Source organism: Saccharomonospora glauca K62 (genome assembly GCF_000243395.2).
GTDB lineage: Bacteria > Actinomycetota > Actinomycetes > Mycobacteriales > Pseudonocardiaceae > Saccharomonospora > Saccharomonospora glauca.
Genome location: NZ_CM001484.1, coordinates 3,811,800 through 3,830,561, shown reverse-complemented (window position 1 = coordinate 3,830,561; position 18,762 = coordinate 3,811,800). Strand labels below are relative to the sequence as shown.

Genomic DNA, 18,762 nt, shown 5'->3' with positions numbered 1-18,762 from the left:
GGGAGACCGTCTCGCAGAAGGTGGTGGCCACGATCGTCGGCCATGGTGAGAAGGATTTGGTGGAGGTCACCGTCGATGTCGACGGTGAGGCCGGGGATGCGGTGTCCACGCTCGTCGCGACCGCGGAGCATCCGTTCTGGGTGGATGAGCACGGTCGTCTCCTCAACCCAGCCGTGCACGGCCTGTGGGGCGAAGTCCCGGGCTGGTACCACGCCGAAGACCTCGATGCCGGAGATTGGCTGCGTACCCCCACCGGTGAGAAGGTCCGGGTCGTCGACGTCCGCACCTACACTGCCACGACCCAGGTCCACAACCTCACCATCAACGGTGTTCACACGTATTATGTGGCGGCAGACTCCGTCCCATTTCTTGTACATAACGCAAGCTGTCAGGCAAGCAAAGAGGTGGTTCTTGGTTCCTTTGACACTTTCGAGAAAGCTCGCAATAAGGCCTTGGATTTGATGGGTGAAATTGATCATTCCACTCGGCGTTCGATCAAAGGCAGGCTCGGATCCTCGTCGTCCACTTATGGGAAGGTTGTAGGCTTCGAGACTCGGGTAGGTGGGGTTTACAAGAGGTTTCGTATGGATTTTGATCCAGAGAAAGGTCCGCATATCAATGTGGAGGTCGGAAAGGGGAGTTCTGGGCGCAAGTGGGCGGTCCCTTGGCGGGGGACTGAATCAGAATTCTCGCGACTTCTTGGTGGTAACACATGACGCAGGATAACGCTTATGGGAGTAGGCCTGATCTTTTGCCTCGATCGTTGGTGAGAGTTGTGCGCGCGAGTCCGGGTAGTGATCGACTTCTGATGTGGGTAGGTCAGACCGGTGTCCAACTTCTAGGGCAGGAAGAGGACCTGAAGTACCAGCGAGAAAGTTTAAACTGCTATTCCCATAATTCTAGCGGGACTATCGATTGGGAAGCGGTCGATAGGGATCTCATTATTTATGAAGGAGATCGCGACGACCTTGACCCAGTGGAGCTGATTAAACGCTATGCGTCAAACGCAAGCATATTAGTTTTCCTGTGGTCTAATGCGCTACTTCCGAGCGTGAGGATGACTTCGGGGGTGGCTATGGAAAAGTTGCCAGGGGTGGTGCAATCAATACGCGAATTCTGGATATATTCGCCTGAGGATAAATTGGTAATCGAGTATCCGTTCCTTGGTTCGGTAACTGTGGCTCGCGTGTGCACTCATGCTTAGAGTGCGACCTTTCCTGTGGCGAATCGAGACAGTGCGCTGTTAGAGATGCGAGGTACTTGATGGGATCAAAGTCTGCCGTGGTGGTCTTCGCTGAGGCGGAACCTAGAAGGGCTTTCCGTGATGCTGGGTTAACTGATCATGACAAGTCGAAGCGTCTTGCGGAGATCACGCTCGGAGCTACTGCACAAGAGACAGGACTCCTCACGCTCGATCTCGCTGTTTGGCCGGATAGTGGAATTGTGTGCGCGGCGAGTCTTCCTGAGTGTGAAGTTGTCTGCTCTCGTGAACTCGCGCGGTACCGGCCCAGCGAGTTGACTGAATGGATCTTACGGCTGGCGAACGGTAGGGGTGCCTACGCTGTTTTCATGCACAGTGCCGAAGATTGGGCTGCTTTTGCGGTCTGGTCAGATGGTGCTCTAGTTAGGTCTCTGAGCATGAACCCGAGTTCGGGGGTCATGGAAGACATGGGGGAGCATCTTCCATTCGAATTTCCCTTCTGGGAAGGTGAGCGTTCAGTTCGGAATGAACCTAACTATGCCTTACCTTTTCATCCGATCGACTTCGGAAACGAAGCGCTGAGGGAGTTCTTCGGGTTTGTTCTTGAAGGTCGAGAGGATGAATTGTGCTTCGATCTCGAGGAATTTGAGGTTCCCGCATTCCGTGCTGTATCACAGGCCTGACTTTGGGTTGCGGTCCTGGCGAAGTGGCTGCGTTTGAAGGAAGTATCGTGGCCGGTCGATCACTGTCCGATAACCGCAGTTGCCGGAGTTGGCTGCTGATCTGACGGGTTTGTCGGATATTCAGGATTGTTTTTCGGGGAGTTTGGGCTCGTGTGTGTCGGCGATCATCGGGGCGATCCCGATTTCGAAGTTGCGGTATGCGGGCAAGATTGTCGGGGCGGTGCGGGGTGCGTTCCGGTGGCAGGATCGGGTTGAGGCCGCTCGCCGGAGTTTTCCCAAGCTGACCGCGGCGATCGAGAAGGGGATCAACAAGCTCCGGAGGAGTCCGGGGTGTAACAGTTTCGCGCTGGGCACGCGGGTGTTGTTGGCTGACGGTTCGACCAAGCCGATCGAGGAGGTCGAGCTGGGGGATCGGGTGGTGGCCACCGATCCCGAGACTGGTGAGTCGGGGCCGCAGAAGGTGGTGGCCACGATCGTCGGCCAGGGTGAGAAGAACCTGGTGGAGGTCACCGTCGATGTCGACGGTGATGCCGGGGATGCGGTGGAGACGATCACCGCGACCGCGGAGCACCCGTTCTGGGTCGACGACCACGGCCGCCTCCTCCAGCCCGCCGTGCATGGCCTGTGGAGGGGAAGAGCCGGGCTGGTATGACGCCGCCGACCTCGACCCCGGCGACCAACTCCGCACCCCCACCGGCGACAAAGTCCGGGTCGCCGCCGTCCGCGCCTACACCGCCACCACCCGGGTCCACAACCTCACCATCAACGGCACCCACACCTACCACGTCGGCGAAGGTGAGGGCGTTCTCACTCACAACGCGGGCGGGTGTCATTTTCACCCGGCTCCGAAGGAAATTCCGGGTATCCCGGATCTTAAGCGAGCAAAGCGGAAGACGAGTGTGCAAGGTGGAGGTTCGTTGCGTGATAGGTGGAAGGATAAAAAGGGAAAGATTTACGAATGGGATAGCATGCATGCGGAACTTGAGGTATACAACAAGCGTGGAAAACACCTGGGCGTGGTGGACCATATGACGGGTGAAATGAAGAAAGGGCCAGTTCCGGGCAGGAGGGTGGAACCTTGAGTGATGGTGTGTGGGACGAGAACGTCATATGGGAACTCGAGGCTTTCCGTGAAGACGACGAGCTAATCGATTGGTCGATCCCTCTTCCTGGGGCGGACCGTGTTTCCCTGGAAGGAATCCTAGGTATCGAGATCTCTACGCCGGGAGGTTATGAATTGAATACCGGCCAGGTCGAGGATCTGCTTAATCGATACTGCGGCGAACGGGTCAAATGGCCGCGTCTCGATGCAAGCAAATTTTCTTACTTTATCGCAGCGTATGCAAAATAGTGGGCAGGGTTTGGGCGCCTGTGGGATTTACTCTGGTCCAGAAATCCTTGCCTTATCATTTTAGGGCACCTTCGGGGATGTAGTGATTTCCGAATCATTTTGGTGCTTGCTTGTTGGTATTTCACCCTGATGGGGCATTGCTTGGGCAAGGGCTGCTGCTGTCAAGAGTTGCCCCGTAACTGCTAGTGGTAGGTGTGATGATCTTGCTGTGTCCGGTGTGAGCACGGCGTTCGAGCCTTCCTGGGTAGCTCCGTTCATAGGGCTGAACCCGCGCCAATTCGGCAAGCTGGTCATCCCGACACCGGTGGGGCGGGGCCGCGTGAGGTGGTGGCCACGATCATCGGCCACAGCCACAAGGATCTGGTGGAGGTCACCGTCGATGTCGACGGTGAGGCCGGGGATGCGGTGTCCACGCTCATCGCGACCGTGGAGCATCCGTTCTGGGTCGACGACCACGGCCGCCTCCTCCAGCCGGCCGCCCACGGCCTGTGGGGCGAGCGGCCGGGCTGGTACGAGGCCGCCGACCTCGACCCCGGCGACCAACTCCGCACCCCCACCGGCGACCACGCCCGCATCGTCGACGTCCGCGCCTACACCACCACAACCACGGTCCACAACCTCACCATCAACGGCATCCACACGTATTATGTGGGAGCTGACGGAAAGAGTGTTCTAACGCATAATGCGGACGAAGGGTTAACCGCAGACCAGCAAAAAAAGATCAGATCGTACGAACAGCTGATTCAGGAGCATGAGAAAAAACTCGCCGATTATCTTGCGGATCCGGATGCCTACGACAACAAGGGGATTCTTGAAAACGCGCCGAGCGAGGAAGTAAGACAAAGAATAATCAACGGAAGGGAAAATCAACTGGAGAAAGAGATGGCAACCTTTAGGGGTGATATTGAAAAAGTCAAGGGGGCTGCTCGTGAAGGCACTGAAATGGAAATAGATCTTGAAAGACTCCGTGTTGCTATCGATGTTCTGATAGGTAATACAGTCCGCAATGTGGGGCCGGTGGTGACTGTAGATGTGGATGAGTTCTGGACTGTTCCGAATGATGATGCTTTTGAGTTGGGCGGGGAGCCTCAATTGACTATAGGTAGTGTCTCTGAATCCTGGGCCCAGGCGCAAAAAGTTACTTCTGATGGGGATGCGACTGTTGGATACGGCTATGTGTGGATCGCTGACATTCTTCGCGCTCTAGGATACAAGTATGTAGGTTGATTCCTGTACTGGTGCGCCTTGGTAGGGGAAATTGAGGTCGACGTAGCGAGCTTTTCGCGTAGTGGTTAATGTGTGGAATGATTATAATTCTGAGTGATCGTTCAATTGCTGCGGATGGTTTGAGACGAGTTGTGGGAGTTGGTAAGTAGTTGCTCCCGTCCGCACCTGAGCATGGTCCCGTAAAAGATCGATGGCGGGCTGGTGGTCAGCGTTGTTTCTCGGTCATCCGGTGAGGCCGAGGTTGTGGAGGCGGGCGATGCCGAGCATGGCGTGGTGGACGCCGTGGCCTTTCAGGCGGCAATCGCGCAGGATCTTCCAGCCCTTCATCCGGACGAAGACGTGTTCGACGCGGGCATGGACTGTGCGGTGAGAGGTGTTGCGTGCTGCTTTTCCCATGCCTGAATTTCGGGCCGCCCCCACTCGCGGCGGTGTGGGATGACCAGGGGCCGGTTCGGCGGTAGCCGCCATCTGCGATGACGGTAATCTTGCCGACGGCGTCTTTGGCGCAAGAGTTTTGCGCCTGGTGCGCGGGTGTTGTTGGCCGACGGTTCGACCACGCCGATCGAGGAGGTCGAGCTGGGGGGATCGGGTGGTGGCCACCGATCCCGACACCGGTGAGAGCGAGCCCCAAAGGGTTGTGGCCACGATCGTTGGCCGGGGTGAGAAGGATTTGGTGGAGGTCACCGTCGATGTCGACGGTGAGGCCGGGGATGCGGTGTCCACGCTCGTCGCGACCGCGGAGCATCCGTTCTGGGTGGATGAGCGCGGTGGTCTCGTTCGGCCCACGGTGCACGGACCGGAGGGAGAGCGGCCGGGGTGGTATCACGCCGCCGACCTCGATGCCGGAGATTGGCTGCGTACCCCCGAGGGTGAGAAGGTCCGGGTTGTCGGCGTCCGCGCCTACACCGCCACGACCACGGTCCACAACCTCACCATCAACGGCATCCATGCCTACCGTGTGGTGGTAGGCGGCCGGGCCGTCCTCACACAACGACAACTGCGAGCTACCGAAGGGATATACATCATCACCCGCGCTCAAAGGGGACCCCTACCATCCGGATACAGTTGAAGCTCGTAGCAAGAAAAATAATTCACACTATCTTGGTTCGCCTAAGGCGCGTGCCGCGGCACTCGGCTACACAACGCGAATTGCTCCACAAAAGGCTCCGTTCAACTCACACGGACAAGATGTGTTCTACAACGGGAAGAAATACATTACGCCGGATGTGGATGGTCGCAATGTTGAAAACGGGTGGAAGATATTCAATCGTAAGGGTGTAAGGTAGGGGCGTACGACGCAAATATAAACTATGTCAAGAAGTAACATGTTTTCCGTTGACATTGAGCACGGGGTCGGAGGACCCGAGCCCTCGGGGCAGTCTTCTCGCCTGCTGGGAAGGATCACTGTAGGGGATTTCACCGAGTTCTTCCATGTGGCTCTGGATTTCTGGAGCCCTCGCGATTATCGAGCTAGTTGGAAGCGGGCGCTGGGAAGGCTGCTCTCGGCAGGCGTCATCGATTCATGCTTGATTGCCTCTGTCGGAGATCCGGAAACCGCTAATTTCGTAACTTGCTGGCCGCTCTATCGGTGCAAGGAGAAGGTGTACGTACAGAATTCCATCATTTTCTTGGATCAACTCGAAGGGGGGTTCGATCCGGGTAGGCCTTGGGAATTCATTGAAGCCCGACAAAGTGTCGACGAGGACGGTAACCGTGTTTCCGAGTGGGAGACTGAGATTTCGGAGGTTGAGAAATTCTTGCGAACGGTTGATTGGTGGGGTTGAGTTTGGGTGGATGAACACGGTGGTCTCGTTCGACCGGCGGCGCACGGACCGGGGAGGTGCGACGGCCCACCGGGACTCGCGCCGGGGCGTTCCCGACGGGCCGTGCGCAGGATCTGCCGCTTATCCGATCGAGACGTCGCCGCACAGGTGCACGGTCACGCCGAGATGGGCGAACATCGCCGCCTTCGCCGCCAGCGCGCGGTCGGCTCCCGCCGCGTCGGGGGCGTAGGCGATCTGCACATGGTTGGCCTTGTGACGGGCCATGAACTGGTCGCGGGTCACCCCGTGCAGCACGACGTGCGCGATCGGCCATTCCGGATTCGTGGCCTCCTTGCGGCGCCGGGTCTCCTCCTCGGGTAGTTCCACGACGCTGGCCCTGCCGATGTCGACGTGGAGCCCGCCGTCGGCGATGTAGACGCGCGACCACACGATCTCGCCCGGCTTCGACACCCCGTTGATCGTGGCGCCACCGGCGGGGAAGAACACGTTGTCCTGCCGCCAGCCCTCGGCGTCGGCGTATCCGCCTGCGAAGTGCGACGGTGGCACCGAGCCCGAGATCTCGTACACCCACACGAACCGGCCGTCGTACTCCTCGCCCCAGCGCACGTCGTGCAGGGTGGTGGCCGGGTCGAAACCCAGCGCCGTCCACACGCGGTTGGTCACCAGCGCGTCGACGGCCGCGCCCTCGTCGACCTCGTTGAAGTGCGGCAGCGGCTTGCCATCCCACAGCACACGCGAGCCGTCACGGCTGGTCACCGGGGGCCGCTCCGCGTTGTTCAGCAGCCCCTCCACCAGGTCGGACGCGGGCGCGAGGTCCTTGAGCCCCTGCTGGTACTGGATGCCCACGGCGTCGAGGCCGAAGTCGTCGCTGATCCGCAGCGCCGCGATGTACATCTTGTATTGCCAGCGCAATTGGTTCTCGGTCAGCTCGGTGGCCTCGTCACTGCCGAGCCGGAACGTCATGCCCGCCGCCTTCAGCCATTCGCCGACGGCGTCGGCCTCCGCGTCGTCCACGCGCTGCATCTCCGCCCACAACGCGCTCTGCGACAGCCGCTCCTTGTAGATGCCGATGGGGTTGAGCAGCTCGTCGTCGATGATCGCGTTGTACATGCCCATACAGCCCTCGTCGAACACGCCGATGATGGCCTTGTCCTCCAGCAGGCGGGCGGCGAGCTTCCGGCCGAGTTCGATCTCGGGGGTGTCGGGCAGATCGGCGGGCAGGTCACGCACGTGGGAGTCGTCGTGGATGATCGTGCCGGTCTCCAGCCACGAGCGGATGCCGTCGCGGAAGAAGTCGTCGGTGCCGTCGACCGTCCAGATCGTCGAGTACGGCTTGCCCATCTTCGTTAGCCCGGCGTTCAGGCCCAGCAGCCCCACGAGGCCGGGCCAGTCGCCGGCGAAGTTCGCCACGGTGAGGATCGGGCCCTCGTGGGTGCGCAGCCCCGGCAGCACGTGGTGGCTGTACTGCCACACGGCCTCCGCCACGATCAGCGGCACGTCCTTCGGGACGGTCTTGAACACCTCGATGCCCATGCGCTGGCTGGAGATGAAGCCGTGCCCCGTCTTCGGATCGACCTCGTTGGCGCGCACGACCCGCCAGCCGTGCTCGGCCAGGGCGTCGGTGACGATGCGCTCCAGCTTCACCTGGGTGGGCCAGCCCGCGACGTTGGCCGACTCGCGGAGATCGCCGCTCGCGACGAGGTACGCGGTCCGCTCCGTTGTGGACGATGTCATGACTTACCTCCGCGCGACAGGATTCGCTGTTGTGCGGCCAGGGCGTGTTGCACGTCCCGGCTCGCCGGGTACAGGGCCCGGTACTGCTCGTAGAGCGCGTCGTAGGTGGCGCGTACCTCGGGATTCGGCTCGCACACGCGGGCGGGCGGGTTCCAGTCGGCCATGCGTACGTCGTCGACGAGTCCGGCGGCGAGGAACGCCGCGCCGTAGCTCGCTCCGATGGTCACGCTCGGCACGACCTGTGCCATTCCGGTGACGTCGGTGACGATCTGCGTCCACAGCTCACCCCGGGTTCCGCCACCGACGGCGACGACGCGCGAGATCTCCGAACCGACCTCGCGTAACGCCTCGATGTTGTGACGCACCCCGAACGCCGTGGCCTCCAGCACCGCGCGATAGAGGTCGCCGCGGGTGTGGCTCAGGGTCAGCCCGGCGACGACGCCGCGGGCGTCCGGATCGAAGATCGGCGTGCGTTCCCCGGCGAAGTAGGGAAGCACCAGCAGGCCGTTCGCGCCGGGGCCGGAGTCTCGGGCCTCGGCCAGCATCGTCGGGTAGTCGGGGCCGCCGGTGAGATCGCGCAGCCACGCCGTGATCGCGCCGGACGTCGCCATGCCACCGGCGAGATTGCGGGTGCCCGGCACCGCGCCCATCGTTGCCCACATGGCCGGGGTCGTCAGCCGCTCCCGCACGGTGTTGATGAGAAACATCGTGGTGCCGTACATGACCATGAGGTCACCGGGATTCTGGGCGTCGACGCTCACGGCCTCCGACCACGCGTCGATGGTGCCCGTGATGACGGGGACTCCGGCCGGAATGCCCGCCACCTCGCGCGTCGTCACGCCCGCGGCCTCGCCGGGCCAGCGCAACGGCGGCAGCTCCAATTCCGGACTGACGTGTCGCGCCCACGGTTCGTACCAGACGCCGTCGATCGTGTCGAACAGCGGCGTGCACTGGCTGGCGGAGTGATAGTCGAGCACGTACTCGCCGGTGAGCCGGTAGACGAGCCAGGAACTCGGCATGAACAACCGGCGGGCCCGCGCGTGGACGTCGGGCTCGGTCTCGGCGATCCAGCGTAGTTTCGGGCCGACCGCCTGGCTGGACAACGTCGAGCCGCAGCGGGCGAAGATCTCCTCGGCGCCGAGCTCGGCGTTCAGCGCCGCGATCTGGGCTCCCGCGCGCGTGTCGATGCCGTACAGGATCGCCGGACGCAGCGGCGTGCCCTCGCCATCGGTTACCAGCACGCACGGGCCCATGCCGCTGACGCCCACGGCCACCACGTCGACGTCGCCGGGCGCGGTGAGTTCTCCGGCGAGTTCGGTGAACTCACGCCACCAGATCTCGGCGTCCATCTCCACGTGGCCCGGAGCGGGGCGGTCGACGGTGTGCTCCCGCACGGCCGTGCGAAGGATGCGTCCTCCGGGCTCCACCAGCACGCCCTTGCTGCTGGAGGTGCCGATGTCGACTCCGAGGTATCCGCGCCGTCGCATGGCCGCAGCCTGGCAGAAATCGATTTCTGACACAAGCTCCTCGGGGTGGTCCTCCCGTGGCTTTCGGGGCTTTTCAAGGTGGCGAGACGCTAGAGCAACCCGCGCTTGGCCGCCTGCACACCGGCCTGGAAGCGGGTCGTGGCGCCCAGCTTGTCGAGCAGCGAGGCGATCCGGCGCACCACCGTGCGTCGGGACATGTCCAGCCGGCGGGCGATGGCCTCGTCCGTGGCGCCCGCGGCCATGAGCGTGAGGATAGCGCGATCCCGTTCGGGCAGGCCCTGCTCGCCGCCGATGTCGGTCACCGGGATCCCCAACGTCCACAGTGTCTCGAACACCCCGATGAGGGCCTGCAGTAATCCCGAAGGCCGGACCACAAGCGCGCCCTCCAATCCCGTGCGGTCGGGTTCGGGCACCAGCAGCGCCAAATCGGCATCGCCGATCGTGAGTTTCACCGGAAGGTCCGCCAGGACGCGCACACGCTCTCCGAGCGCGGCCATTCGCGTCATCGTGGAGAACAATTCCTGATCGGCGTAGACGGCCTGGCTGTAGAGGGTGCGATAGCGAATTCCGGTCGCCATTCTGCGCTTCTGGGTCTCCTCCTGCGCCCGGAAATGGTGCGGTTTGCTGTAGTACGGCGGGCGGTCCAGCCAGCGCACCTGCTCGCGCGCCCGCTCCTGCAACCGGGTGGTGAGCCTGATGAGGGTCGCCGGGTGCTCGATTGGCTCCACGTAGCGAAAGGGCAGGCTCGCAGCGCGGGCGTGGTGGTAGAGCCGGTCGAGTTCCGCCCCCACCTGCCACAGTCGTGCCCTGCGGTTTTCCTCTTCCTTCAGGGCCAGAGACATGACGCGGTCCGGTGGGGCCGCCTCCCACTCCATCGGATCACCACCGACCGGGCGCACCAGGTCCAGTCCGGCCAGGGCGTGTAGTACGTCGTCGACGGTCCGTTCGGGCAGGCCGGTGTGGTGGGCGATCGCCTTGTGGTCCGACCGACCCCGCATGGTCAGGGCTCGGTAGACCCGGCCCTGCTCGCTGTCTGGTTCGAGGACGTCGAGCACGGTCCCCTTTCGGTTTCCGGCACACTGCGGGCGCGGAAAGGTTATGGTGCGCGAATCGTCGGGTCAACAGACGAAGGTCGGAAGTTTTTCCGGACACTTCCCCGCGTTGGCGCACCTGTGCGATGTCCCAGGTGCGCCAGTCCGAAAGCTGGCAGTTTCCTTCAGCCCCTTGGCAATATCTAGTCCCGCTTTCGAGTCAGGGGAGTAGGAATGCGTCAGCGAAAACTGGTGGCCTCCGCCGCCGCGCTCACGGTCATGCTCGCCGCGCCGTTGTTGGGACCGGCCACCGCCGCGGCCGCCACGGGGAACTCCGTCACCCCGGTCGTTCACGAGCAGGAACGGGCAGCGGGTGAGGTCGTCCTCAACGTCGACTACCAGGTCCAGGAGACCGGCTACTGGTGTGGACCGGCGGCCGTGCGCATCGCGTTGTCGGCCCGCGGCATCTACCGCAGCCAGGCCGACCTCGCGGCCGAACTCGGCACGCACACCGGCGGTACCGACTGGATCGGCCAGGTCACGCGAGTGCTGAACAGCTACGTGGGCTGGTACGAGACCAAGGAGATGCCGAACGATCCGCCCACCCAGGCCCAGAAGGACCTGTTGTGGCGCGACATCGTGCTCAACATCAACAACAACTACCCGATCGTGGCGAACATCGTCGCGCCTCCCGGTAACCAGCCGCCCGGTTATCCGCCGGACCAGACGATCTACCACTACTTCACGGTGATCGGTTACAACGACATCGACCGCACCGTGCTGATCGCGGACCCCGCGTCGTTCGGCGGCTACCAGTTCTACTGGCTGACCTTCGATCACCTGGCCTCGCTCATTCCCCCGAAGGGATACAGCGCCTGACGGCGCGGAGGGACACGAATGGCAAAACTCAGCAAAGGACGGTCGGCGCTGCTCGTGACGGTCGCCGCCACGACTCTCGCCGGGATGCCCGTCGCCCAGGCGGCGGCCGAACCCGTCACCACCGACGCCTGCCCCGAGACGGCGGTGTTCGAGGTCGACGGCTACGGACACGGCGAGGAACTCACGAACTGGAAGAACACGGCGTTCAACGCCAATCCGCCCGCGGGGTGGGAGATCGTCGAGGTGCCCTACCACGACGGCGTGTTCCCCGGTGTCGACCCGTACCCGTTGGACGCGGCCGTGGCCGACGGCATGGGCAAGCTCAGCGCGGCAGTGCACGACTTCCACGCCCGCTGTTCCGGAACGCGGTTGGTGCTCGCCGGGTATTCCGAAGGTGCTCTCGTGGCGGGCAACGTGCTGGAGCAGCTGGCGCGTAGCAACGACATCCCGCACGGGCTGATCAACGGGGTGCTGTACGGCAATCCGCGTAGGCCGTTCGGGGACGGCGGTGCGGGCGGAGTCGCGGGTGGCATCGAGACGAACCTGCCGACGATCCTGCCCGACGTCACCATGCAGGGGCCGCACGATTTCGGTGACCTCTCCGTGGCCGACATCTGCAACGAGAACGACGGCATCTGCAACTCCACCAACATGATCACCAACCTGGCGGCGTTCGCCAACGGTCTCGTCGGTTACGCCTCGGGCGATCACGGTTACGTGTTGAACCCCGCCGCCGACCTCGGCAAGGGCCGGGTGCTGTATCGGCAGCCGCAGCGGGTGCCGCACGGTCCGCCGCTGCCGATCCCGGTCGGCACGCCGTGGCAGATCCAGCAGCTGCTCGGTGATCTCGTCGGGGCGCGGGACGCGGTGCGCACGGCTCGTGAGGGTCTCACCGCGTTGGTGGGACGGGACGTCCTCGACACGCTGTCCGCCACCTCGCCGTGGTACAAGTTGATCGAGTCCGCTTAGGACTTTCGGGATTCCGGGCCGCCCACGGGTGCTTCCGTGGGCGGCCGTTTCATTCGTGGGGCAGGCAACGGCGCACGAAGTCGGCCACCAACTCGTCGAGGTCCACGCCGGCGAGAACGTCGGGCAGCGTGAGACGTTCCAGCAGCAGCCCCGTCATCGCGTAGTACAGCAACACCGTCGTGAGATCGTCGCCCGGCAGTCCGCCTTGCCTGCGCCCCTCGACGTTGGCGTCGAGATTCTCGCGCAGGGTCTTCGTCAGCTTCGCGCGCAGTTCCGGTCGCCGGGTGGCTTCCAGCCTCAGCTCCAGGAGCGCGAGCCACCCCGTGCGGTCGTCGGAGATGCGGTGCAGCAACAGGCGCATGAAGTGGGTGAGCCGCGTCCGCGGGTCGGTCTCGGTGTCGTCGGCATCTCCCACGGAGACCCGCAGGTGGATGCGTTCGGCCGCCTGGTTGAGCAAATCGTCGCGGTTGGCGAAGTAGTTGGACGCGGTGCCCTTCGGCACGCCCGCCTCGGCGTCGACGGCGCGAAACGTCAGGCCGCGCGCGCCGTCCCTGGCGAGTACCTCGATCGCCGCGTCGACGAGCGTGAGGCGGCGTTGTGGGTTGGTGACCATCGGGAAGACCTCCGGTGTCGAGAACCGCTTGACAACCACTACATACAAAGTACTACATTCGAAGTACTTCAAGTGTCGTGGTTGACGGCGGGGAGCGTGCTCATGAGAAGGCTGACCTATCTTGTGGCCCAGACGATCGATGGTTTCATCGCCGATCCGGGCAACAACGACCCGTCGCCCTGGTTCGTACTGGAAGGCGACCACGCGGAACCCTTGCGGGAGGAATTCCCCGACATGTATCCCTCGCACGCGAGGCCGATGCTCGGGATGGAGAACGTGCTCAACAAGCACTTCGACACCGTGCTGGAGGGCCGCGGGTCCTACGAGATCGGACTGCGGCACGGCATCACCAACGCCTACCGGCACCTACGCCACCTCGTGTTCTCCACGACGATGACCGAGAGCCCGGACCCGACGGTGGAACTCGTGCGCACCGATCCGGTCGCCACGGTGCGAGAGCTCAAGCGGCAGGAGGGTATGGACATCTGGCTGTGTGGAGGCGGGCGGTTGGCGGCCACGCTGAGGGAGGAGATCGATCGCCTGATCGTCAAATTGCAGCCGATCGTCGCGGGGGACGGCATTCCCCTCTTCCACGGCGCGAGTTTCCGCCCCGAGCGCTACGACCTCACCGACGTGAAGCACTACCGCAGCGGCGTCGCCGTACTCACCTACGACAAGCGCTGATCCGGGCTCGGTGACCCGGACCGTCCCGGTCGGGTTTTTCGATTCGGCTGTGAGCCACAGCACTTTTCGGCGTTCCTTCCCGCTGGAGTCGGCCGTCGGTCGATACTGGTGGCGCTCGTGGCTCCCTCGGACCACGACCTCCGTTGTGTCACGAGAGAAAGCGGGCGGTGCATGTCCTGGACGTCGTTGGTCTGGTTCCTGGGCGGGGCCGTTCTGCTCTGCGCGGGTTTCGCCGCCGCCTACGTACCCCGCCGCCGAGCGCGACGGCGGGCCGCGGCGGTGGAGTGGTCGAGAGCGCGGACCGCCATCGCGCGAGCCGAGGTGAGTCGGGACGCCACCACCGCCGACGTGCCGGAGGCCGAACGGTTGCTCGCGAAAGCCCGGCACCTGGCGGCCGAGGGCGGTGGCAGCGCTGCCGCCCGCGCGGCGACGGAGTGCGCCACGGAGGCCGACCGACTGTGGCGGGAGGCCGCCGATGGCTGACCGCGCGCGGAGTGACAACGCGAAGGCACGACGAGGGTGGAGGCGCTGGGGCGTGCTCGTCCTCGCCGCCGTCGCGCTCGTCGTGTTCGTCGGGGCACAGCCGGGCCCTCCCGACGCCAGCTACGCCAGGCGGTCGTCGACGAAGCCCGTCGAGGGCAGTGCCGGGGAACTCAGCGACTACGGCGTCCCGTCGGTCGACGAGATGACCGCTCTTGTCGACGAACAGCCCGTGGTGCGGCTGCCGGGTTCGATCGCCGTCTGGGACGAGGAGAAGGTGCGGGACGCGATCGGCGACGCCGGGTACCGCATCCTCGTGGTTCCGCCCGGCTTGGACGCCGCCGAGCGCGACCGGGTCCACGAGGTGGAGAACGCCGACATCACCGTGTACGGCACACAGGTGATCGGCGAAATCTACGAGGTCGTCGGCGAGGGCCTGGAGACTTGGCGCGACCAGTTCGCGCGCGGCGACGTGACCGGTCTGTTGACCTTCCTCATACGGAAGCAGCGCGGATTGCCGGAAGAAACCGTCGACAGTGACTTCGCCTGGCGCGACCCCACCGAGTCCGAACTGGCCGAGGTGGTCGACGACCTCCGTGACACCGGGGTCCACGTTGCGGAGGGAGCCACCCTCAGCCGGGTACCGGAGGACGCCGCCCGCGACGCGTTCCCCGACCGGGACCTCCTCGTGGTCGCGCTGCCGATGCAGCCACGCGATGAGCCCCTCGTGCAGTACGGCCCCGCACTCACCGAGGCCTTCCCCGACACCCCGATCGTCGTGATGTACGGGTCGTGGATCGAGTACTACGGCCCGCACCGGGACGAGTTCGCCGAGGTGGCCGCCACGAGCTTCTACGCGCAGTTCGGCCAACTGCTCAGCCGGACCGACTACCCGCAGGACAACGTCTTGAACGTCTACCTGAACCGCGTGAGCGACCTGAGGTTCTCGGGCGTGTTCGGCAGGCCGAGGCCACCGGAGCCGTTCGACCCGATGCCGACGGCGTTGTTGGCCCTGCCGTTGGTGTTCCTGCTGTGCGTGGCGGCGTTCGTCACCATGTCGCTGCGCCCCATCTTCGGTGGCGGTGTCCGCCCGAGGAGTTCCTCGGCCAGGCTGGCCGGACTCACCGCGTTGTCGATCGAGGTCTCCGGACTCTCCGGCCGCGACACCGACCCGGCCCTGGTGCGGGCCATCACCACCTTGCGGGAGGTCGGGAAGGCCGCCGAGAACACCAAGCTGTCCGACTCATACATCCAGTCCCTTCTGGACGATGTCGAGCGAGACCTCGCCTCCGTGGCCGCCGCGCTCGGTCGCCCCGACTACGCCCCCGACGTCTACTTGCGGAGCAGGATCGCATGACACGACGCACTTTTGTCGCGAAGCGGCCGATTCTGCTGATCGCGCTGCTGTGCCTGGTTGTTCTGGGCTGGTCGGCGTGGACGGGTGGGCTCTTCGACGACGAGGTCGAAAGCCACGTCCGCGCCTCCTCCTTCTACGCCGCTCCCGAGGTGGACGTGGACCGGGAGGCGGCCGAGCGAATCATCGGCGACCGCAAGCTCGTCGTGATCATGCTCGAACCGGGAGCCGACAAGGACGTCCTCGACGCCCGGTGCGACGGCGACTGGAACGCCGCCGCGAACACGCTGATGTTGGTGTTGAGCCAGCACGACGACGAGTACGAAAACTGGGCCTGCAGTCACTTCCCCGGCGCGTACGACGAGAACTTGGGCAAGAGCTTCGCCGCCGAGAACATGATCGCCAGGGGGATCGACCAGTTCGTGGATCGGCCACTGGACGCGTTGAAAGTCGTGGTCGTCAACTACGACCTGTTGGTCGGCAGTGGGGTCCTGCCCGACGGCTCGCGCGAGATCAACGCCCCGATCGGCCGTTACGTCATCGCCGGGGCGACCCTTCTCGCCGTGGTGGTCGGCACGACGGCGGCATACGTCGGTGCGCGCCGGGCGGGCCGAGCCGCAGCGCGTCGGGCCGCGCAACGCGAGGCGACCGGCGACGCCCGGTCACGGTTGAGCGCCGCGGCGGCGCACCTCGCGCAACAGATCATCGACCTCGACCGGCTCTACGACGGCATGCTCCCGTCGCAGCGACGGAAGTTCGAAAGCCGCTACCGGTCCGTCGCGGCCCGCTACACGCGGCTGGGGGAGCGGGCCGGTCGTTCCGACCTCGACGAACGGGAGGCGAATCAGCTCACCGCGCAGTTCGAGGAGTTGAGCCGACGCTGCCGGGAGTTGGAGCGCACGGCGACGCGCTGAGCGAGCGGCCCCGAGGGCCCCGTGGCGCCGTCGGGGCCGCTCGCGGACGTCCACGGCGACGGGTGGCGCCGATGCGGTGCGAAGCAGCTCCGTCCGCCGGACCGGGGCGTTTCCGGGCCAGGAGACGCGGTAGAGACCGAGTCGTTCTTCCGCCGAGGCGCGTTCGTCGGCGGCCAGAGGTGGCATGGGGCGATCGCGTATGACGGGAGGCTGTCATGTGGGTCCGACGGTCTCAAAGATGCTTCTGCAGAAGACGAGGCGAAGCGGTGAAGCCGTGTCGACAGTAGGCGGAGATGGCGCGGAAGGAGGAGTGCACCGTGACCCGCTCCAGACCGAGCTTGCGCTCCAGCTCCACCACCGCGTCGATGAGCTTCCCCCCGAGGCCGGAGTTCCGCTCGCCCGGCGTCACGTACACGCACTGGACGTCGCCGGAGTAGCGCGAGAGCGACCGAGGGGTCGGCACGCGCGGGACGAGTGCCAACCACGCCATGCCGATCACGGTCGTGCCGCGGACGAGCACCGGACACCGGTGGGTCTCGGCGTGCTTGCCCGCCCAGTCGACGAAGTGGCTGACGAACTCGTCGCGGATGACGGCGGGCGCGTCACCGTTCTCCCGAAGCCAGTTCCAGCGCAACGCGGCGACGGCGGGGAGGTCTTCCGGGACGGCGGGGTGAATGGTGACGTCGTCCATCCCGCCATCGTGGCGGAAAGAGGAGTCGGGTGTTAGCACCATGGGCCTCGCGGCCGGATCGACCGCCGCGCCGAGCGACGTCAGGAGAAGGAGCCGTGTCGGCCGGCACCGGCGGAGAATCGGGCGGCGCCGGAGGTTCCGTCGGCACGCAGTGACTCCATGCCGACGCCGATCTCGAAGCGCAGGGCCTCCTCCTCGGTGAGGCCTTCCTGCTCGTAGACCGACCTCCTGTCGTTGCGCAAGCATGTCTGCGGGAACTCGGTGAGCCGACGAGCGAGCTTTTCGGCTTCCTCACGCGCGGTTCCGGCAGCGACGACCCGGTTGGCCAGCCCGAACTCGGCGGCTTCCCGCGCGTCGACGGGACGGCCGGTGAGGATCATGTCCATGGCCCGGCTGGTGCCGATGAGTCGGGGCAGACGAACGGTGCCGCCGTCGATGAGCGGCACACCCCAACGTCGGCAGAAGACGCCGAATATCGCGTCCGAGGCCACCACCCTGAGGTCGCACCAGATCGCCAGTTCCAACCCACCGGCCACCGCGTAGCCCTCCACCGCGGCGATCACCGGTTTGCTCAACCGCAGTCGCGTCGGTCCCATCGGGCCGTCCCCGGACACCGCGACCGTGTTCTGGCGCGGAGTGCCCACGGCCTTCAGGTCGGCGCCCGCGCAGAAGTGTCCACCGTTGCCCCAGAGCACCGCGACGTCGGCGTCCGGATCCTGGTCGAAGGCCTTGAACGCGTGCGCGAGTTCCGCGGCCATCGGCCCGTCCACGGCGTTACGCCGCTCCGGGCGGTCGAGAACGACGGTCGTCACGCGGTCACGGGTCTCCACGCGGATCGACTCGTACTGTTCCGTCATGTCCGTCCTTCCGGGGCATCCGAAGCTTACGGCGTAGAGCCTTCCCGACGACAACGTGAGATGGAAGTCATGACCTGGCCCCAGGTGGTCAGTGAGGTACCGTCGGATAAAGACGCGCAGCCCCCTCGGATTCGACATTCTCACCGGGATGCGGCGCTATCGACGCCATCACCACCTCCACTTACGGTGAGATCAGGGGAATCGACAACCGTGCATATGGCTATAGTTGTCTGCCCGAGCAGGGTGCTCCCGAATGTGTGCGGATAGGTGAACCTTCCAGCGAAGACCATGTCGATCGCCGCTTCAACGTGATGGTTGAAATTGTGGTTCTAAGCCGGTCCAGCTGAATGATCGGATGCGTTCCCTGGGCAGTTGAAAATGACACTTCTCCTAAGTGGCGTCCCTGGTGGCTATCATCCGGTTTCGGAGGGTTTATTGTGTAGCCCGGATGTGTTTTATATGGAGTAGTTATCATGCTTGCTTTGCAAGCTTTATTATGAAGGTCAGCTTGGGTTGACTTGATCCCAGTCGCTGAGGATCTTTGTGGCTTTGGGAGCCAGCTCTGGCCATTTTTCTGCAACTGCCCTTAACTCCGTTTCCAATTCATTTCGGGTGTTGAAGAGGAACGCCTCGGACAAGCTCAACGCTGCATCGACGCGTCGGAAATCACTACTCCGAACCCATTCGCGACATACCTGTATTAAGTCGCTTCCGTTGTCGTCTACGAGGTAGATCAGCTGGTCAAGAACATCACCAAGGGCTGATCCGGGCAGTTGGGGGTGCAGCCGCTCGATCAAACCGTTCATGATGATTCGCATGGATT

At 64.1% G+C, this 18,762-nt stretch carries 21 protein-coding genes and 1 pseudogene; 14 read left to right on the top strand and 8 right to left on the bottom strand.

Translation table 11 applies throughout. The annotated features are described in order from the left end of the window. The 6 genes from SACGLDRAFT_RS22090 to SACGLDRAFT_RS22555 form a co-directional block, all read left to right on the top strand. On the top strand, nt 1-716 hold a 716-nt coding region (locus SACGLDRAFT_RS22090), incomplete at its 5' end, for a polymorphic toxin-type HINT domain-containing protein (RefSeq protein ID WP_005466322.1). Between the two features lie 547 nt (nt 717-1,263). Beyond that, nucleotides 1,264-1,884, top strand: coding sequence for a DUF6928 family protein (locus tag SACGLDRAFT_RS23125; RefSeq protein ID WP_005466321.1), 621 nt, complete (start codon nt 1,264-1,266; stop codon nt 1,882-1,884). Nucleotides 1,885-1,963: 79 nt separating this feature from the next. Then, nucleotides 1,964-2,536 (top strand): Hint domain-containing protein, encoded by a 573-nt coding sequence (locus SACGLDRAFT_RS22970; RefSeq protein ID WP_083852967.1) that lies wholly within the window; start codon nt 1,964-1,966, stop codon nt 2,534-2,536. Next, complete coding sequence (locus tag SACGLDRAFT_RS22835; protein ID WP_005466319.1) at nt 2,502-2,966, top strand: colicin E3/pyocin S6 family cytotoxin; 465 nt, start codon at nt 2,502-2,504, stop codon at nt 2,964-2,966. Before SACGLDRAFT_RS22970 ends, SACGLDRAFT_RS22835 begins: the two co-directional genes overlap by 35 nt. Next, nucleotides 2,963-3,235, top strand: coding sequence for a DUF7683 domain-containing protein (locus SACGLDRAFT_RS22375; RefSeq protein WP_005466318.1), 273 nt, complete (start codon nt 2,963-2,965; stop codon nt 3,233-3,235). Before SACGLDRAFT_RS22835 ends, SACGLDRAFT_RS22375 begins: the two co-directional genes overlap by 4 nt. A 327-nt stretch (nt 3,236-3,562) precedes the next feature. Next, on the top strand, nt 3,563-4,462 hold the full coding sequence (locus SACGLDRAFT_RS22555) for a Protein of unknown function (DUF1557) (protein ID WP_005466317.1): 900 nt from the start codon (nt 3,563-3,565) through the stop codon (nt 4,460-4,462). A 222-nt stretch (nt 4,463-4,684) separates the two neighbouring features. Here the strand turns inward: SACGLDRAFT_RS22555 and SACGLDRAFT_RS17810 are convergent. Further along, nucleotides 4,685-4,979 (bottom strand): annotated as a pseudogene (locus tag SACGLDRAFT_RS17810) (transposase); the annotation flags it as partial. A 75-nt stretch (nt 4,980-5,054) separates the two neighbouring features. Between SACGLDRAFT_RS17810 and SACGLDRAFT_RS22075 the strand changes: the two are divergent. Beyond that, nucleotides 5,055-5,531 carry a hypothetical protein gene (locus SACGLDRAFT_RS22075; protein ID WP_157608841.1) on the top strand — a complete coding sequence of 159 codons (477 nt, stop codon included), beginning with the start codon at nt 5,055-5,057 and terminating at the stop codon, nt 5,529-5,531. A gap of 241 nt (nt 5,532-5,772) precedes the next feature. Next, nucleotides 5,773-6,246, top strand: coding sequence for a hypothetical protein (locus SACGLDRAFT_RS22550; protein WP_332306641.1), 474 nt, complete (start codon nt 5,773-5,775; stop codon nt 6,244-6,246). Between the two features lie 120 nt (nt 6,247-6,366). Here SACGLDRAFT_RS22550 and SACGLDRAFT_RS17805 read toward each other — a convergent pair whose 3' ends face one another. The 3 genes from SACGLDRAFT_RS17805 to SACGLDRAFT_RS17795 all read right to left on the bottom strand — a co-directional run bounded on the left by SACGLDRAFT_RS17805 (nt 6,367) and on the right by SACGLDRAFT_RS17795 (nt 10,522). Continuing rightward, on the bottom strand, nt 6,367-7,980 hold the full coding sequence (locus tag SACGLDRAFT_RS17805) for a fucose isomerase (RefSeq protein ID WP_005466315.1): 1,614 nt from the start codon (nt 7,978-7,980) through the stop codon (nt 6,367-6,369). Beyond that, nucleotides 7,977-9,467, bottom strand: coding sequence for an FGGY-family carbohydrate kinase (locus SACGLDRAFT_RS17800; RefSeq protein ID WP_005466314.1), 1,491 nt, complete (start codon nt 9,465-9,467; stop codon nt 7,977-7,979). The genes SACGLDRAFT_RS17805 and SACGLDRAFT_RS17800 overlap by 4 nt, the downstream gene beginning before the upstream one ends. Nucleotides 9,468-9,556: 89 nt before the next feature. Further along, nucleotides 9,557-10,522, bottom strand: a complete 966-nt coding sequence (locus SACGLDRAFT_RS17795; RefSeq protein ID WP_005466313.1) for a helix-turn-helix transcriptional regulator — start codon at nt 10,520-10,522, stop codon at nt 9,557-9,559. A 210-nt stretch (nt 10,523-10,732) separates the two neighbouring features. Here SACGLDRAFT_RS17795 and SACGLDRAFT_RS17790 point away from each other — a divergent pair, with 210 nt between their 5' ends. Next, the gene (locus tag SACGLDRAFT_RS17790) at nt 10,733-11,377 is read left to right on the top strand and encodes a C39 family peptidase (protein WP_005466312.1); all 645 of its coding nucleotides are present in this window, start codon (nt 10,733-10,735) and stop codon (nt 11,375-11,377) included. An 18-nt stretch (nt 11,378-11,395) separates the two neighbouring features. Next, nucleotides 11,396-12,346, top strand: coding sequence for a PE-PPE domain-containing protein (locus SACGLDRAFT_RS17785; protein ID WP_005466311.1), 951 nt, complete (start codon nt 11,396-11,398; stop codon nt 12,344-12,346). A gap of 49 nt (nt 12,347-12,395) precedes the next feature. On the opposite strand, the gene SACGLDRAFT_RS17780 is transcribed toward SACGLDRAFT_RS17785, so the two are convergent. Further along, complete coding sequence (locus SACGLDRAFT_RS17780; protein WP_005466310.1) at nt 12,396-12,959, bottom strand: TetR/AcrR family transcriptional regulator; 564 nt, start codon at nt 12,957-12,959, stop codon at nt 12,396-12,398. A 102-nt stretch (nt 12,960-13,061) separates the two neighbouring features. On the opposite strand from SACGLDRAFT_RS17780, the gene SACGLDRAFT_RS17775 reads away from it, so the two are divergent. The 4 genes from SACGLDRAFT_RS17775 to SACGLDRAFT_RS22830 all read left to right on the top strand — a co-directional run bounded on the left by SACGLDRAFT_RS17775 (nt 13,062) and on the right by SACGLDRAFT_RS22830 (nt 16,391). Continuing rightward, entirely contained in the window at nt 13,062-13,643 is a 582-nt protein-coding gene (locus tag SACGLDRAFT_RS17775) for a dihydrofolate reductase family protein (protein WP_005466309.1), read from the top strand. Between the two features lie 171 nt (nt 13,644-13,814). Further along, nucleotides 13,815-14,126 (top strand): DUF6403 family protein, encoded by a 312-nt coding sequence (locus SACGLDRAFT_RS17770; protein ID WP_005466308.1) that lies wholly within the window; start codon nt 13,815-13,817, stop codon nt 14,124-14,126. Continuing rightward, nucleotides 14,119-15,480, top strand: coding sequence for a hypothetical protein (locus tag SACGLDRAFT_RS17765; protein WP_005466307.1), 1,362 nt, complete (start codon nt 14,119-14,121; stop codon nt 15,478-15,480). The genes SACGLDRAFT_RS17770 and SACGLDRAFT_RS17765 overlap by 8 nt, the downstream gene beginning before the upstream one ends. Further along, nucleotides 15,477-16,391, top strand: a complete 915-nt coding sequence (locus tag SACGLDRAFT_RS22830; RefSeq protein WP_005466306.1) for a hypothetical protein — start codon at nt 15,477-15,479, stop codon at nt 16,389-16,391. The genes SACGLDRAFT_RS17765 and SACGLDRAFT_RS22830 overlap by 4 nt, the downstream gene beginning before the upstream one ends. 232 nt (nt 16,392-16,623) lie before the next feature. Here the strand turns inward: SACGLDRAFT_RS22830 and SACGLDRAFT_RS17755 are convergent, their stop codons facing one another. From SACGLDRAFT_RS17755 to SACGLDRAFT_RS22355, 3 genes are all read right to left on the bottom strand, one after another. After that, nucleotides 16,624-17,082 carry a GNAT family N-acetyltransferase gene (locus tag SACGLDRAFT_RS17755; protein ID WP_040919246.1) on the bottom strand — a complete coding sequence of 153 codons (459 nt, stop codon included), beginning with the start codon at nt 17,080-17,082 and terminating at the stop codon, nt 16,624-16,626. An 80-nt stretch (nt 17,083-17,162) separates the two neighbouring features. Continuing rightward, nucleotides 17,163-17,939: a crotonase/enoyl-CoA hydratase family protein gene (locus tag SACGLDRAFT_RS17750; RefSeq protein ID WP_005466304.1), complete on the bottom strand. Its 777-nt coding sequence runs from the start codon at nt 17,937-17,939 to the stop codon at nt 17,163-17,165. Nucleotides 17,940-18,442: 503 nt separating this feature from the next. After that, nucleotides 18,443-18,757: a hypothetical protein gene (locus tag SACGLDRAFT_RS22355; protein WP_157608839.1), complete on the bottom strand. Its 315-nt coding sequence runs from the start codon at nt 18,755-18,757 to the stop codon at nt 18,443-18,445. Between the last annotated feature and the right edge of the window lie 5 nt (nt 18,758-18,762).